General features: G+C 41.2%; 16 protein-coding genes. 10 read left to right on the top strand and 6 right to left on the bottom strand.

Features of this window, described 5'->3' with window-relative positions; translation table 11 throughout:
* Window positions 1-2: 2 nt before the first annotated feature.
* Window positions 3-2,777: a TonB-dependent receptor gene (locus BMX50_RS05655; RefSeq protein ID WP_091208962.1), complete on the bottom strand. Its 2,775-nt coding sequence runs from the start codon at window positions 2,775-2,777 to the stop codon at window positions 3-5.
* 78 nt (window positions 2,778-2,855) lie between these two features.
* On the bottom strand, window positions 2,856-3,587 hold the full coding sequence (locus BMX50_RS05650) for a hypothetical protein (RefSeq protein ID WP_091208957.1): 732 nt from the start codon (window positions 3,585-3,587) through the stop codon (window positions 2,856-2,858).
* Between the two features lie 322 nt (window positions 3,588-3,909).
* Here BMX50_RS05650 and BMX50_RS05645 point away from each other — a divergent pair, with 322 nt between their 5' ends.
* Window positions 3,910-4,641, top strand: coding sequence for a hypothetical protein (locus BMX50_RS05645; protein ID WP_091208955.1), 732 nt, complete (start codon window positions 3,910-3,912; stop codon window positions 4,639-4,641).
* A gap of 7 nt (window positions 4,642-4,648) precedes the next feature.
* On the opposite strand, the gene BMX50_RS05640 is transcribed toward BMX50_RS05645, so the two are convergent.
* Window positions 4,649-5,341, bottom strand: coding sequence for a response regulator transcription factor (locus tag BMX50_RS05640; RefSeq protein ID WP_091208952.1), 693 nt, complete (start codon window positions 5,339-5,341; stop codon window positions 4,649-4,651).
* A 137-nt stretch (window positions 5,342-5,478) separates the two neighbouring features.
* Window positions 5,479-7,290 carry a sensor histidine kinase gene (locus BMX50_RS05635; RefSeq protein WP_091208950.1) on the bottom strand — a complete coding sequence of 604 codons (1,812 nt, stop codon included), beginning with the start codon at window positions 7,288-7,290 and terminating at the stop codon, window positions 5,479-5,481.
* 190 nt (window positions 7,291-7,480) lie between these two features.
* Between BMX50_RS05635 and BMX50_RS05630 the strand changes: the two genes are divergently transcribed.
* The 7 genes from BMX50_RS05630 (at window position 7,481) to BMX50_RS05600 (ending at window position 11,714) form a co-directional block, all read left to right on the top strand.
* Window positions 7,481-7,810, top strand: a complete 330-nt coding sequence (locus tag BMX50_RS05630; protein WP_091208948.1) for an ArsR/SmtB family transcription factor — start codon at window positions 7,481-7,483, stop codon at window positions 7,808-7,810.
* A 59-nt stretch (window positions 7,811-7,869) separates the two neighbouring features.
* Window positions 7,870-8,433 (top strand): DUF6428 family protein, encoded by a 564-nt coding sequence (locus tag BMX50_RS05625; protein ID WP_091208944.1) that lies wholly within the window; start codon window positions 7,870-7,872, stop codon window positions 8,431-8,433.
* Between the two features lie 37 nt (window positions 8,434-8,470).
* A complete protein-coding gene (locus tag BMX50_RS05620; RefSeq protein WP_091208941.1) occupies window positions 8,471-8,965 on the top strand; it encodes a GNAT family N-acetyltransferase in 495 nt (164 codons plus the stop codon).
* Window positions 8,966-8,975: 10 nt separating this feature from the next.
* Window positions 8,976-9,392 carry an arsenate reductase ArsC gene (locus BMX50_RS05615; protein ID WP_091208939.1) on the top strand — a complete coding sequence of 139 codons (417 nt, stop codon included), beginning with the start codon at window positions 8,976-8,978 and terminating at the stop codon, window positions 9,390-9,392.
* A gap of 70 nt (window positions 9,393-9,462) precedes the next feature.
* A complete protein-coding gene (locus BMX50_RS05610) occupies window positions 9,463-9,792 on the top strand; it encodes an ArsR/SmtB family transcription factor (RefSeq protein ID WP_091208936.1) in 330 nt (109 codons plus the stop codon).
* Between the two features lie 102 nt (window positions 9,793-9,894).
* Window positions 9,895-10,980, top strand: a complete 1,086-nt coding sequence (gene arsB / locus BMX50_RS05605) for an ACR3 family arsenite efflux transporter (RefSeq protein WP_091208933.1) — start codon at window positions 9,895-9,897, stop codon at window positions 10,978-10,980.
* Window positions 10,980-11,714, top strand: a complete 735-nt coding sequence (locus tag BMX50_RS05600) for a metallophosphoesterase family protein (protein WP_091208930.1) — start codon at window positions 10,980-10,982, stop codon at window positions 11,712-11,714. The genes arsB and BMX50_RS05600 overlap by 1 nt, the downstream gene beginning before the upstream one ends.
* 28 nt (window positions 11,715-11,742) lie before the next feature.
* On the opposite strand, the gene BMX50_RS35105 is transcribed toward BMX50_RS05600, so the two are convergent.
* Both BMX50_RS35105 and BMX50_RS05590 read right to left on the bottom strand, forming a co-directional pair.
* A complete protein-coding gene (locus BMX50_RS35105; protein WP_091208928.1) occupies window positions 11,743-11,955 on the bottom strand; it encodes a GDCCVxC domain-containing (seleno)protein in 213 nt (70 codons plus the stop codon).
* Between the two features lie 151 nt (window positions 11,956-12,106).
* Window positions 12,107-12,475 (bottom strand): DUF3127 domain-containing protein, encoded by a 369-nt coding sequence (locus BMX50_RS05590; RefSeq protein ID WP_091208925.1) that lies wholly within the window; start codon window positions 12,473-12,475, stop codon window positions 12,107-12,109.
* 88 nt (window positions 12,476-12,563) lie between these two features.
* Here BMX50_RS05590 and BMX50_RS05585 point away from each other — a divergent pair, with 88 nt between their 5' ends.
* Together BMX50_RS05585 and BMX50_RS05580 are read left to right on the top strand one after the other, a co-directional pair.
* Window positions 12,564-13,739, top strand: coding sequence for a THUMP domain-containing class I SAM-dependent RNA methyltransferase (locus tag BMX50_RS05585; protein ID WP_091208922.1), 1,176 nt, complete (start codon window positions 12,564-12,566; stop codon window positions 13,737-13,739).
* Window positions 13,740-14,237, top strand: coding sequence for a hypothetical protein (locus tag BMX50_RS05580; RefSeq protein WP_091208919.1), 498 nt, complete (start codon window positions 13,740-13,742; stop codon window positions 14,235-14,237).
* Window positions 14,238-14,434 lie beyond the last annotated feature (197 nt).

Genomic DNA, 14,434 nt, shown 5'->3' with positions numbered 1-14,434 from the left:
AATCAAAACCTGATATTATAATTAATAAACGGAATAGGTTTAGCAAATATGGATAGCTTATATCCGTTAATGGCCCCACCCTGTTCGGTAAAGAATGTTGAATAAGCGTTTTGCCTTCCGGTTAAGTTATATACGCCTATGGTGAATGAGTTATGTGTTAACTGGTGTACTTTATGATTTCCTTCTATGTTCATTGAAAAATCCGATCTGAAATAATCCGGGATGCGGTACTGGTTTCTGTCCGAATAAAACACCCGTTCCGAACCACCATATTCATACTTGGCAATAGGCAGGGTAATAGGCCGGCCTGTACTATAAGTAAGATTTAAAGAAACACTGAACCTGTGCGAAAACCTATAGTTGCCAATAAAATTAAAATCATGCGGTTTATCAAAATTTGCAGGATAATAAGCACCTCCATTAATCAAATCGCCTGCATTGGGATCATTTTGCCTTAAAAAGGTACGCGAATAAGTGTAGCTGATCCACCCGTTTGCTTTGCCTGTTGCCTTTTTTATTAAAAACTCAATACCGTATGCTTTGCCTTGGGTGCCTATTACGTCGGTTTCAATATGATGGTTTAATACCAGGTTGGCCCCGCTTTTATAATCAAGATAATCCCTTAACCGTTTGTAATAAACTTCAACCGAGGTTTCAATGGTATTTGATTTCAAATTATGGTAGAGGCCAAGTGATACCTGATCGCCGTATTGGGGTTTAATATTAGGATCACTCAGTTGCCAAACATCAGTAGGTGATATGGCCGTTGTATTTGATAGCAGGTGGATGTACTGCCTTAATGTATTATAACCTCCTTTTATGGATAGGTTATCGCCCAGTTGGTACCTGGCCGAAAGCCTGATCTCGGGCCCCGAATAAGTTTTAATAAATTTTCCGCTCGAATAATTGGTACTATCCAACAGGTTGGCGCTTGTTTTAGGCAGGTTAGGCGCGTAGTTATAAACCGTTTGCGGCCCCAGGAAATTATAGATAGAATACCTGACGCCGCCGCTTATCGACAGGTTATCGGTTACGTCAAACTTGTCGCCAAGGTACAAGGCGCTTTCAAGCGCCTGCTGTGTGGCCACAACATCGGGGGCTACTAAGGATTGATTGCCAAGGGGCTGAAAGCTGCCTGGGTGGAGTTTATAATAAATGGAGCTCAACCCAAAGTCGACAGTGTTTTTACGGTTTAGGTAATAAGTGAAATCTGTTTTGAAATTGCTTTGGTTGATGTCAAAATTTAACTTGTAAGCATTCACCGGGTTATCGGCACTTGAAACATCATATTGGTACCTGTCTATACCCGCGGTAATAACACTGAATAGTTTATTGTTAAAATTATGCTTCCATTTAAGGTTGATGTTCCTGTTGCTGTAACTGTAGGCAGTATCACTGTTGAGCTTAAATTTATCCCTGCTTATATAACTGGTTAAATACAGGTTATTTTTATCATCAATCTGGTGGCTTATGTCAAGATTGAGGTCATAAAACGAGGCCGAACTATGCTTATACGCATCGGGCAGGAGTTTAAGGAGCCAGTCGGAGTAAGTGGTACGGCCGCCAAATGAAAACGAGGTTTTATCCTTGATGATAGGCCCTTCAACATTAAGCCTGCTGGTGATTAGGCCAATCCCTGCCGATCCGGTAAATTTCTTCTTATTTCCCTCGCGATTAGTAACATCCAGTACCGACGATAAACGCCCGCCAAATCTTTCAGGGATACTGCTTTTGTAAAGTTCGATATCCTTGACTATATCGGGGTTAAATGATGAAAAGAAGCCGAAAAAATGTGATGGGTTATAAATGGTTGCATCATTCATCAGGATGAGGTTCTGATCGGCCGAACCACCACGAACGTTAAAACCAGTAGTGGCTTCACCTACCGATTGAACCCCGGGCAGGGTAAGCACTACCCTTAAGATATCGGCCTCGCCAAATACGGTAGGCACCTGTTTTATACTCTTAATATCGAGCCTGTTCACCCCCAGTTGTACATTGCGCACGTTAGCCACTTTTTCGGCAGATATTTTTACTTCTTTAAGGCTGGTTACCTGTTCCTGCATTTCAATGATGATCTTCCCGTCCGAGTAAAGCATGATCTGCCTGCGGGTATCGCGCATACCAATGCCCCTTACACTTAAAACCTGCCTGCCTTTTGGTAATTTGATGGTGAAATAACCAAACTGATCTGTAGCTACGCCCGTTTTTGTATTGGTAACATAAATACTGGCACCGTTTATTGATTCGCCGGATTTAGCTTCTTTTACGTAACCGGAAAGTGTTGCCGTACCCGCCTCAATGGTATTGGTTTTAAGGCCAATTTCATACAGCTTGTTTTCGGTAGTTGCTTCAGGTATCTTTTTATCTTTATCGGGATCGGCATTGGCGGGCGAAACACTGATATTGGCTGCGGTTGCATTGGCTGCTGTAATGCCAAAATAACCAACTGCCAGCCCGGTTTGTATTTCGCGTCCTTTGGTTAAAAATACCTGTTGCTGTTTGGTGATGGCAAAACTAAAACCGGTGTTTTTGAAAGCCTGGCCCAATATGGCTTCCATAGGTTTGTCTGTCATTTGCAGGGTTACTTTCAAGCTGTCAAACTGCATTGGGTCGTAAAAAAAATGAAAGCCAGATTTTGCTTCCAGTTCTGTTACAAACTGTTCAATAGTAGCTTGCTGAAAGTTTACGCTGATTGATTTTCCCTGCCCCTGCTGCGCGTGGCAAAGTTTAATTAAAATCAAGAAACAAAAACTTAGAAAGTAAATTTTTTTCATCCGGTTATTTTATTTTCCTGCCGTACAAACTCAATGCAATATCATGTGAGCCATGCATTGTTAACATGGCTCAACGCATTATTTAGTTAATTGATCATAATAAGTAGCTACGTTGACTGTAGCCCGTTCAAAGTTTTCGTCGAAGTCAATATTGTTTGCTTTTATATATTGCTTCAGCTCTTTTTTCTTATCCTTAAGGATATCTAACAATCCGCGTTTTCCGCCAAAACTGAAATAGAAGCCTCCTTTTTTAACATAGTAGTCTTTTGTTGCGCTAAAAAAAGATTCAACCGTATTACTGCTGGTGGCGGTTTGGATGCTCTTAGCCCTTTTTACTATGATCTCGATTTTTTGACCCGGATATAATTGATCGTAAAAGCCGGTAGCAAGTGCGGCTTTGCCGGTCGAATCGGTATTAATGCGTATAAAATGGTGGTTAAGCAACCAAAACTCATGCACACGCTCACTTAGTAATGAAAATTTGGTGAAACGGTTATAAAGCAATACAACTACTACATCTTTATTAAGATCATATAACATCGGGATATCGCTGTAAACTGCAGCGCCGTAGCTAACCGAGCCAGGGGTAAATACTTTATTATCAAAAACGTATGCATTGCCTTTTATTAAAGGATCATAAAATTCATATTCCGGTCCGTTATACAAATGTGATTGCTGACCTATGGCTGTATCGTAATTAGCAACTGCGAGACTTAAGCCCACGCTATCAACGCCCGTTTGCGCAAAAACATGGCCGTTTGATATTATGCCCCAGATGATTGCCGAGGCCAGGAGTATTTTTTTTGCCATTTAGGTTTTTATAAAAATGGAATTTACATGACTTTCAACTAATTACCAAATACGATTCATTTAATACATCGATACACGTGTATTAATCATGTTACATGAAAATATATTACGAAAGCTGTTTCTTATCTATTACGCATGGGTTAAAATATATGCAACAGAAACTGCTAAATATTTATCTATTAAGCAATTAAAAGCGAGTTTTGGATAATTCATCCTAAGGATATGCAGGACTGGGCGATCTTTGTAGATTTATAAAAATATAGAATCTTTTATGCTCAAAAAATAGGCTGTTACATTTTTGTAACCGAAGTTGATAAGCTTTATGCTGAATATAAACCACTGGGAATACTACACCCAAATGCCGATTTACAAATACGGCCCTGGAAAACAAAGGAGTTCGTTATTTTGGATAATAACGGGAACATCATCCATTTCGGTGAAGATATTTCAGATGAAGAATAATATGAAACGGGTATTAGTTTTTGTGAACTGGATGTTAATGGTATCATCATCCTTTGCTCAATCAAAAACATACTCCACTGTAGCTATTGGTAAAATCCCGGAAGGGCGACTCACATTTGTTAAAAAATGGGCGTATCCGTGGAATGTTATAAAGATTAAAGACGGCAGGTTTGAAGACACCGAAAGTGGAACAATAATTAAAGGCAAAGTTGCACGGCTGTACTTCACGGCCAATTGCGAAACCGATGTACAGGGAGGCTATTCAATAAGATACTGCTACGCCTCAAAAAATAAAGATACTATCAGATTGAACTTTGCCGATGGCTTACCTGCTTATGCCAATGAGTTTAATATCTATATTACAAAGGATAGATTTTCTTTTGAGCCGAAGATTATCTATCCTCAACTTACACCTAACGAAAAATTAATATATAGGCCCGTTAGCAGTAAACTTATACTTGATGATAACAATTATAAAACGATTGCAGGTTATATTAACGCCGTGTTCGAAGAGATCACATACAGCAGCGACAAAAAACAAACTGCAAAAAAATATTATTTCAGGGGTTATTTTAAAGCCCCTGTAAAATAACCTTAATTTAGTTAATCAGCAACTTATATCCACGACCATGCACGTTAATGATCTCTACGTTGGAGTCGTCTTTTAGATATTTGCGGATTTTGCTCAAAAATACATCCATGCTGCGGCCGTTAAAATAATTATCATCATGCCAGATATTCAGCAGGGCTTCTTCGCGGGTAAGGACTTCATTTTTATGAACACATAACAGGCGCAACAATTCGGCCTCTTTAGTCGATAACTTTTGCTGATTATCTGCAGTCATGATCATTTGAGTGGTATAGTCAAATGTATATTTTCCAATTTTAAAGGATGTTTGTTTTTCCTCCTCCTTTTTACCGGCATTATCTGTACGTTTTAACAAGGCGTTTATGCGCAATAATAATTCTTCAATACGGAAAGGTTTGGTAATATAATCATCGCCACCCAAATTAAAGGCCTGGGTTTTATCTTCTATCATACCCTTGGCGGTAGCAAAAATAATAGGTACCTGGGCGTTAATTTTGCGAATATCCTTACCAAGGGTAAAGCCGTCCTTTTTAGGCATCATCACATCCAGTATCAGCAGGTCATACGTTTGTTTGGTAAAAGCGCGTAAACCTTCTTCGCCATCTTTACATAAAACCACATCAAATTTACCCTTCAATTGAAGGTAATCCTGCAGTAACAGGCCTAAATTGGCGTCATCCTCAACCAGTAGTATTTTCTTCATATATTTTTTGTCCGGAAGATTTTTAGTCCGGAAGTCCGAGGTCGGAAAGTCCGTAAGCTCTTTATTTATTAAGTTGTTTTATACTAAGACGGCGTCTGAGTTTATCTTGCGGATATCCCGATTTTCCGACTCAAGAATTACGCTACCGCGAATTTTAGCTCGAACTCCGAGCCTTTTTCCTTTTCCGATTTTACGCTTATAGTACCATTAAGGCGTTTAACTATTGTATTAACATAACTTAAGCCAAGGCCAAAGCCTTTAACGTTGTGCAGGTTACCGGTAGGTATCCTATAAAACTGCTCAAATATTTTGGATTGCTGGTCGCGGCTCATGCCTATACCCTTATCAGCCACTTTAATAACAACCTGTCCGCTTTTAACAAACGTGCTTATAGTTATATCGGGTGCCTCGTTACTGTATTTAATGGCGTTATCAACCAGGTTATACAATACGTTCGAAAAATGCAGCTCATCGGCAATGATATAAGCATTTTCAGCATCGAGGTGCAGTGTGGTTTGGGCATTGCATTTTTGCAGTTTGAGCGCCATGCTATCAAGCACGATGCTCACCATCTCGTTAACGTCAACCGGCTTTTTCTCCAGTTTAAAGTCGTTGCGTTCAATACGGGCAATATTTAATACCCGTTCGATGTGACTGCCTAAACGGGCATTCTCTTCAAAAATGATGTTAGCTAAACGGGCTACCCGGTTTTTATCTTCGGCAATTTCATTATCCCTTAAAGCTTCGCTGGCTATCATAATTGTTGATACCGGGGTTTTAAACTCGTGGGTCATGTTATTAATGAAATCGATCTTCATTTCGGAGATCTTTTTCTGCCTTAATATCGAAAATATAGTATAACCAAAACAAAGGATCAGCACCATGGTAAGGCCGCCGGTTGTAGCCATGGTAGCGGTCATGTTGCTCAATATCAATGAGTTTTTTTGCGGGAACGAAAGCCTGATCTTCCCCGGATCATTGATCACCTCTTTGGTGAAAATAGGGGTTTGATAAGTATTAGCCGCCACAAATACGGGCAGCTTTTCGCCCTGGCTGTCGCTGGCGTTCGAAAATATCAGTGAATCGCTGTTGGCAGTGGTAACCTCATAGCTAAAAGGCAGGAAAATGCCTTTATTATGGAGCTCAAAGCGCAGTAACGAATCTATCCAGAAGGGGTTGATCCGCTTATTCAACGGCTCTCCTGACTTACGATATTCTTCGGCCAGGTTTTCAATAACAGTTGGTTTAGCCCCTGCATTGTTTACTTTTTCAAGCGAATCGTTTTCAAGCATTTTTTTGATTTGCTGAACCTGACGCTCTTTTTGCCTGCGGGTTTGTTCCTGCACCCATAACGGATTGATGCGCGGTACCGAGATCATTTGCTTACCAAACTGCGGATCGACATAAACGTACCTCAAGGTATCGTATTTGTGAAGCTTTTTAGGGCGGCCCATTCTGCGGGTGATCCGGGTATGTACAATCTCGGGCGTAAGCTGCTCGTGTACAACGCCAAACTCATCGGTATATTCTTCAACACGTACTTTAAAATCAACGGTACCCTCAGTTTGTAATAAGCCGTTAAGCTCATCATCCATTTTTTTACGCTCAATCATGCGCTGCAAGCTATCGCGCAGTAAAGCAATTCGTTTTTCCCGGGCGGTAGAATGTTTTTTTTCTTTAGGTAACCCTGTTACTTTTATAGTGCTGATACCCGTTTCTTCGTTATCGGTGCTGATGGCAGCCTGCTGGGTTTTGGTTTTCAAAAAGTTATTGGCATCCTGGCGGGTAACTTTATCTACCACATTATTCATGGCCTCCCTCACCTGGCGGTCAAACGAATCGGATTGCATCTGGTATGATTGCCGCAGGAAATAAAATTGCATAGCCATTACGCCCAACAGCGCAAAGCTCATTAAGCCAATAATTAAACCTATGCTCCTCTTCTTCATTTATTAAACAACAAAATTATCCTAAATCCGCACACAAAAATTGCATTTAACAAAATTTAACAAATGTAATTAATATTAAAGTGTTGTTTTCTACGGTTTTATTGCGCCGATACCTGAAAGCTGTATAATGGATCAGCAAAAAATTATTTGCACTATAAAACATTAATCGTAATATTGCGATATATTTATTATGGGACTTACCAAAACAGAAATATTCACAGATGAGCAAAATGCATTGGCAACAATGTTAAAAGCATTGGCGCATCCTGCCCGTATTGCCATCCTGCAATATCTGATCAAAACAAATGCTTGTATCTGCGGTGATTTGGTTGATGAACTGGGTTTGGCACAACCAACAATTTCACAGCATTTGAAAGAGCTCAAAAATGCTGGGTTGATACAAGGCACAATAGAGGGCGTAAGCGTATGTTACTGCATCGAGCCTAAAGCATGGGAAAAGCTGGAACATCAGCTGGGCCAGTTCATGCAGTCGTACAATAAAACCCAATCTTGCTGCTAAAAAAATTTGAACAAATCAATCGCAATATTGCAATAAAACAAGTAAAGGAGAACGAAGTCATGAACAAAACAGATAGCCTGAACTGGAGCCAGTTCAAAGGAGAACTGGTAAAGAACCCCGATCTGAATTTGCAGTTCCAGTATGCAGAAAACAAATGGGTTGATGCTTCTTATCACATTACCGAGATCAAACAAGCACCAATTGTTTCTGTTGATTGCGGCGGCGTGATGAATAGCTGGACAGAAATTATCGTACAGCTATGGGAGCCTGAAAACGAGCAGCAGGAAAGATCAATGAAAGTAAGCAAAGCCTTATCTATCGTTGCCATTGTCGAAAAATCCCTACCGCTTAACCCGCTTGGAACGGTGAAGATCGAGTTCGGAAATTCAGGATTTGATACCCGCCAGATGTTTCCGGGTGAATTTATCATTGATGGCGATAACCTGATCGTTGACCTGCGCCCGGATGCTGTTCAATGCAAAGCCATCACAAGGGGCGGAAGCTGCGGCACGAATGATAAAGGTGAAGAGTGCTGCACTCCTGCACCTGCAAAACAAAAGGTTGAATTGAAAAACCTTGCCGTTGCTGCTCCATGCTGCGAACCCGGTTCAGGCTGCTGCTAAAAACAAACCGATTTCTGAACTTTTGACTAAAATCACGATGATAGCAATACGACCGATGACCGATGAAGACTGGGACAGCGTTTTGCGCATTTACCAGGAAGGCATTACAACCGGCAACGCCACGTTTGAAACCAGCGCACCCGATGGCCCTGCATGGAATAAATCGCACATGGAAAAGCACCGTTTTGTTGCAGAAATTGATGGCAAAATTGCCGGATGGGTTGCCTTAACACCGGTATCAAGCCGTTGCGTTTATGCAGGGGTTGCCGAAGTGAGTGTTTATGTAGGTACAGCCTACCATGGGCGAAAGGTCGGATCGGCTTTGCTCGAAAAGCTGATCAGCAATACCGAGGCAGAAAATATCTGGACATTACAGGCCGGGATATTTCCTGAAAATGCCGCAAGTGTTGCTTTGCATGAAAAGCATGGCTTCAGGCAAATCGGTTACCGGGAAAGGGTTGGGAAAATGAACGGTATATGGCGCAACGTATTGCTGTTGGAAAGAAGAAGTAAAGTTACAGGGATCAATTAAAGGAAATAACATGACAAATATTTTAGTACTATGCACGGGTAATAGCTGCCGTAGCCAGTTGGCTGAAGGTTATTTACGGTTTTATGCCGGGAACAAAGCAAAGATCTACAGCGCCGGGATTGAAACACACGGCGTAAACCCTAAAGCCATACAGGTGATGGCCGAAGATCACATTAATATTTCAAAACACACCTCAAACCATGTGGACGAATATTCGGCCATTCCGTTTGATATGGTGATCACGGTTTGCGATAACGCCAATGAGGCCTGCCCGTTTTTCCCGGGCAATGTTAAACGCTTCCATCAAAACTTCCCTGATCCGGCAAAAGCTACCGGTACACCGGAAGAGATCATGGATAAATTCCGCGAGGTAAGGGACATGATAAGAATCTTTTCGGCAAACTTTGTAAAAGAGAATTTAACATGAGAGCAGGACGGTTGAAAAATAAATAGCCAAAAGCTTTTTTTACTTCACCAATTAATCGTGACATTGCAATATGGGAGTAACAAAAACAGCAAATTTTACAGACGCACAAAATGAGCTGGCGATAATGTTAAAAGCATTGGCGCACCCTGCCCGTATTGCCATTATTGAACACCTGATCAAAGCCAATGAATGTATAGGAAGTGATTTGGTCGATTTGCTCGGCCTTGCACAACCTACCATTTCCCAACATTTGAGAGAGTTGAAAGATGTGGGGATCATTAAAGGAAAAATAGAAGGCACCAGTATGTGTTACTGTATCAACAATAAAACCTGGGCAAAATACAGAACCTTACTTGCCAGCTTTTTTGTAGAGGTAAATTGTGACGATAGTTGTTGCTGAGCTTTTTTTGTTAATATCAATCGTAATATTGCTTTAATGCAATAAATAACTAAATGGAATATAGTTTAACCCCTGCTTCACATTAACTATACAGTAAAACACATGTCAGCAAATAACTGTGCCCCCGTGGCCGAGCGTAAAAAATTAGGTTTCCTTGATCGGTACCTAACCCTTTGGATTTTCCTTGCCATGGCAATTGGCGTAGGGATTGGCTATTTCATTCCCTCATCTTCCGGGTTCATCAATTCTTTTTCAAGCGGTACAACCAACATCCCCCTGGCTATTGGCCTGATCCTGATGATGTACCCGCCGCTTGCCAAAGTAAAATATGAGAACATGGGACAGGTATTTAAGGATACCAAAGTATTAAGCGCTTCACTGGTGCTTAACTGGATCGTTGGCCCGATACTGATGTTTGTATTGGCGATAACTTTATTGCGTGACCACCCGGCTTATATGGTCGGCCTGATATTGATCGGCCTTGCCCGTTGTATTGCGATGGTGGTGGTATGGAATGAACTGGCCGAGGGCAACCGCGAATACGCTGCCGGGCTGATCGCTTTAAACAGCATCTTCCAGGTATTATTATACAGCGTTTACGCTTACCTGTTCATTACGGTATTGCCGCCATTATTCGGGCTGCAAGGCCTGGCAGTGAATATTACCATTGGCGAGATTGCTAAGAGCGTAGGCATTTACTTAGGGATACCGTTTGCAGCCGGTGTTATCAGCCGTTACACACTGATCAAAATCAAAGGCGAAGAATGGTTTCAAACCAAATATGTGCCGTTCATTTCACCAATAACATTGATCGCCCTGCTGTTTACCATTGTGGTGATGTTCAGCCTTAAGGGTAACCTGATCGTGCAAATACCGATGGATGTTGTGAGGATCGCTATTCCGCTGGTGATTTATTTTGCCATCATGTTCGTGATCGCCTTTTTCCTGGGCAAATCATTTGGAGCCGATTATTCGAGAAGTACTTCTATTGCATTTACTGCCACCGGTAACAATTTCGAGCTGGCGATTGCTGTAGCGATTGGTGTGTTCGGCATTAACTCCGGCGAAGCATTTGCCGGGGTTATCGGGCCACTGGTCGAAGTGCCTGCCCTGATCGCATTGGTTAACCTTGCTTTTTACTTCCGTAAGAAATACTATACGTCTAAAACTATAACTGTCGTAGAATAATGAAAATTGCACTTTTCTCCGATATTCATGCCAATCTTCCGGCATTGGAAGCCATGCTGAAAGATTTAGATGCCCGTCATGTAGATGCCGTTTATTGTCTCGGTGATCTCGTAGGTTACAACGTTTGGCCTAACGAGGTGATCGGTGAAATCCGTAAACGTAATATTGCAACGCTTGCAGGTAACCATGACCTGAAAGTAAAAAAACTGGTAACAACAGAACACAGTTTAAGTGAGCTTGGTAAAAACTACGCCTATCATTTAGTTGATATCGATGGCAGAAAATACCTTGCAACACTTCCCGCTCATATCCGGCTGGAATTTAAACTAAATGACGATGCGTTAAACATCGTACTGGCTCATGGCAGCACACGGAGTGTTGACGAATATGTTTTAGAAGATCTCGATGAGACTTATGTTTTAGAAATGATGGACGAAGCAAAGGCTGACATTTTGTGTGTCGGTCACTCGCACAAACCCTATCATCGTATTCTCAAAGCTGATGATAGCAACTATAAGCACGTTGTTAACCTGGGTTCTGTGGGTAAGCCGAAAGATGGTAATCCCAACGGCTGTTATGTGATTTTAACACTCAGCCAAACAAGCTCTGTTACTGATCCAAGCAGTGTTCTGGTTGAATTTATACGTGTTGCTTATGATGTTGAAAGGGCTGCGCGAGCAGTTGAGGATAGCCCGTTACCGAATGAATTTGCGGATATGTTAAGAAACGGATAAAGACAACTTTTAGCGAGGTATGACCAGTTTATCGGCAGCAGGAAGTGCCAGCCTGTACCGGCGGACATTTTACTGTTCCATAACTGCAATATACACAGCAATCCCCGGCAAGCGGCTTTAGCATGGTCTGGCAGTTTTCACATACGTAAAAGTACTGGCAGGCATTAGTGGGCATAGTTTCTTCTTTTTGATGTCCGCAAGCAGGACAGGTAAGCAAGGATTGCGTTTGAATTGTTGCCATATTATTTTGCTCGTTCTTTGATTGCCGCTACATGATAATCAATTTGATCAATCTTATTACCGATGGATTCAATATAGTAATATGAAATCCAGCAAACAACAAAAGGCCCTGATGAAGGGCCTTTTGAAATATCTTGCTTATTCTTTTCTGTTTAGAACGGCAGATCGTCATCATCGGCAGATGAACTGATATCAGCAGATGGAGCTGCATATTGCGGCGCAGCAGATGCGTTGTTAGCTGCAGCCAGCGGAGTAACCCTCCATAACTGTAACGAGTTAAAATAACTTTTTTTACCCATTTTATCTGTCCACGGGCGACCTTTAAGGTTAAATGACACCTCTACATCATCACCAACTTTAACGTTATCAAGTAAATTGCAACGATCCTGTATAGCTTCAAACTTTAAATATTCAGGGTATTGAGGGTTCTCAATATATTCAAGTATAAGTTCGCGTTTTTTAAGTGAATCGGTTACTTGCTGGGTAGCCGATACTTCATGTACCTTACCTTTAACTTCCATAATTAGTCTTCAAATAATTTAAAATGTAAAGTTAATAGTTAAGAAATTAAAATAGGGGCTTTTTAATTCTTAATTTTACCGAATTAATATGCAAGTTTTCCACACCGAAAGTAAAATCATAATTACATGTAACAAAAGGCTTTCAACTTACCTGCAACGGGAAGTTGAAGCTTTAGGCTTTGAGCCGGTGCGTGTTTTCCCCACGGGGGTCGAACTAAAAGGTACCGTTACAGATACCATTCCGCTTAATTTGAATTTGCGCTGCGCAAGTCAGATCCTGTATTCGTTAAAAACCTTCACCGCCCGCGACCCGAAAGAGCTTTACGATGAGTTGGTAACCATTGAATGGGAAAAGCTGATCGATTTTACCGGCTATTTTTCGGTATCATCAAACGTAAATAACGAGCACATCCTTACCCCTTTGTTTGCCAATGTAAAGGTAAAAGACGCCATTGTTGACAGGATCAAATCTATCAAAGGCATCAGGCCCGACTCTGGCCCCGAGGTTAATAAAGCGCTGGTGCACCTTTACTGGCAGGATGACCGTGCCGAAATTTTCCTGGATACATCCGGCGAAACCCTGGCAAAACACAGTTACCGTAAAATACCGGGCAAAGCACCTATGCTTGAGGCATTAGCGGCATCAACCATTATGGCTACCAAATGGGATATGAAAAGTACTTTCATTAACCCCATGTGCGGTTCGGGCACCCTGGCTATTGAAGCCGCCTTGCTGGCTACCGATAAACATCCTGGCTTGTTCAGGATGAACTACGGCTTTATGCACGTACTTGGTTATGATGAAACCGTATTTTTTGCTGAGCGCCGTGCATTAAAAGATAAAGCCAAAAAAGAAACCGGCTTTAAAATCATCGCTACAGATATTTCTGAAGATGCTGTTGACATTGCCCGCAAAAATGCAAAAACTGCCGGCGTAGAACATTTAATCGATTTTGCCGTTTGTGACTTTGAAGATACCGAGGTGCCTGAAGCAACAGGCGTGGTGATGTTTAACCCTGAATACGGCGAGCGTTTGGGTGTGCACACCAAATTGGAGATCACCTATAAACGTATGGGCGATTTCCTGAAAAAGAAATGCCTCGGGTATAATGGTTACGTTTTTACGGGCAATCCCGATTTAGCCAAGAAAATAGGCTTAAAGGCTGCCCGCAAAATTGAATTTTATAATGGTAAGCTTGATTGCCGCCTGTTTGAGTATGAACTGTATCAGGGCAGCAAACGCGAACCGAAAGAAGAAAATTAAATGAAAAAGATCCTGTTATTTATAACACTTATTTTATCATCAGTATTAGTTAAGGCACAAACACAATTAGCATTTCCATTTCAGGGCGGTAGTCCTATTATGAACCGCTTTTTTAAAGACAGCCTTGTTGTATCGCCCGAGATCATTAAAAAGAAAGCTACCGGCACGGCTGTGTTTAAATTTACTGCAGATGATAAAGGCACCATTAAAAAGATCATAGTTTACTATGCCGATGATGCTATACTGGTAGTGCCTATCATTGAGGCGCTAAAAAAATCGAACCATAAATGGATTATTCCTGATCATGAAAAACTGCATGATTTTATTTTGCCATTTTCTATCAACTTTAATGCGCCGGCAAATACCAGTAATGCAACCATGAAGGCCGCATTTGATTACTACAGCAAACGCAGGCCTATCATATCTTACAACCAGGTACCGCTTGAAACGGCTACTTTATTGCCTTCGGTTACGGTTAGTTACGATTTAAGCGAATAGTTTATTAATAAAACATATTTGGAAGCGACAGATCTTAAGGCCTGTCGCTTTTTTTAAAAAAATCTTTTTTAAAAAAAAATATAGTTTTAGTTAAAACCAAAGCGTAACTTTTTTCGTAATCATGCTTATAGGGCCATTAATGGCATTTACTTTTAATTAAAACCTAAAAAAATCTCCTGTATCCTGGCGGGCGAGTT

The organism is Mucilaginibacter gossypiicola (genome assembly GCF_900110105.1).
Classification (GTDB): Bacteria; Bacteroidota; Bacteroidia; order Sphingobacteriales; family Sphingobacteriaceae; genus Mucilaginibacter; species Mucilaginibacter gossypiicola.
Note: the sequence above shows the minus strand (reverse complement) of the source record. Positions and strands in the feature narration are given on the sequence as shown.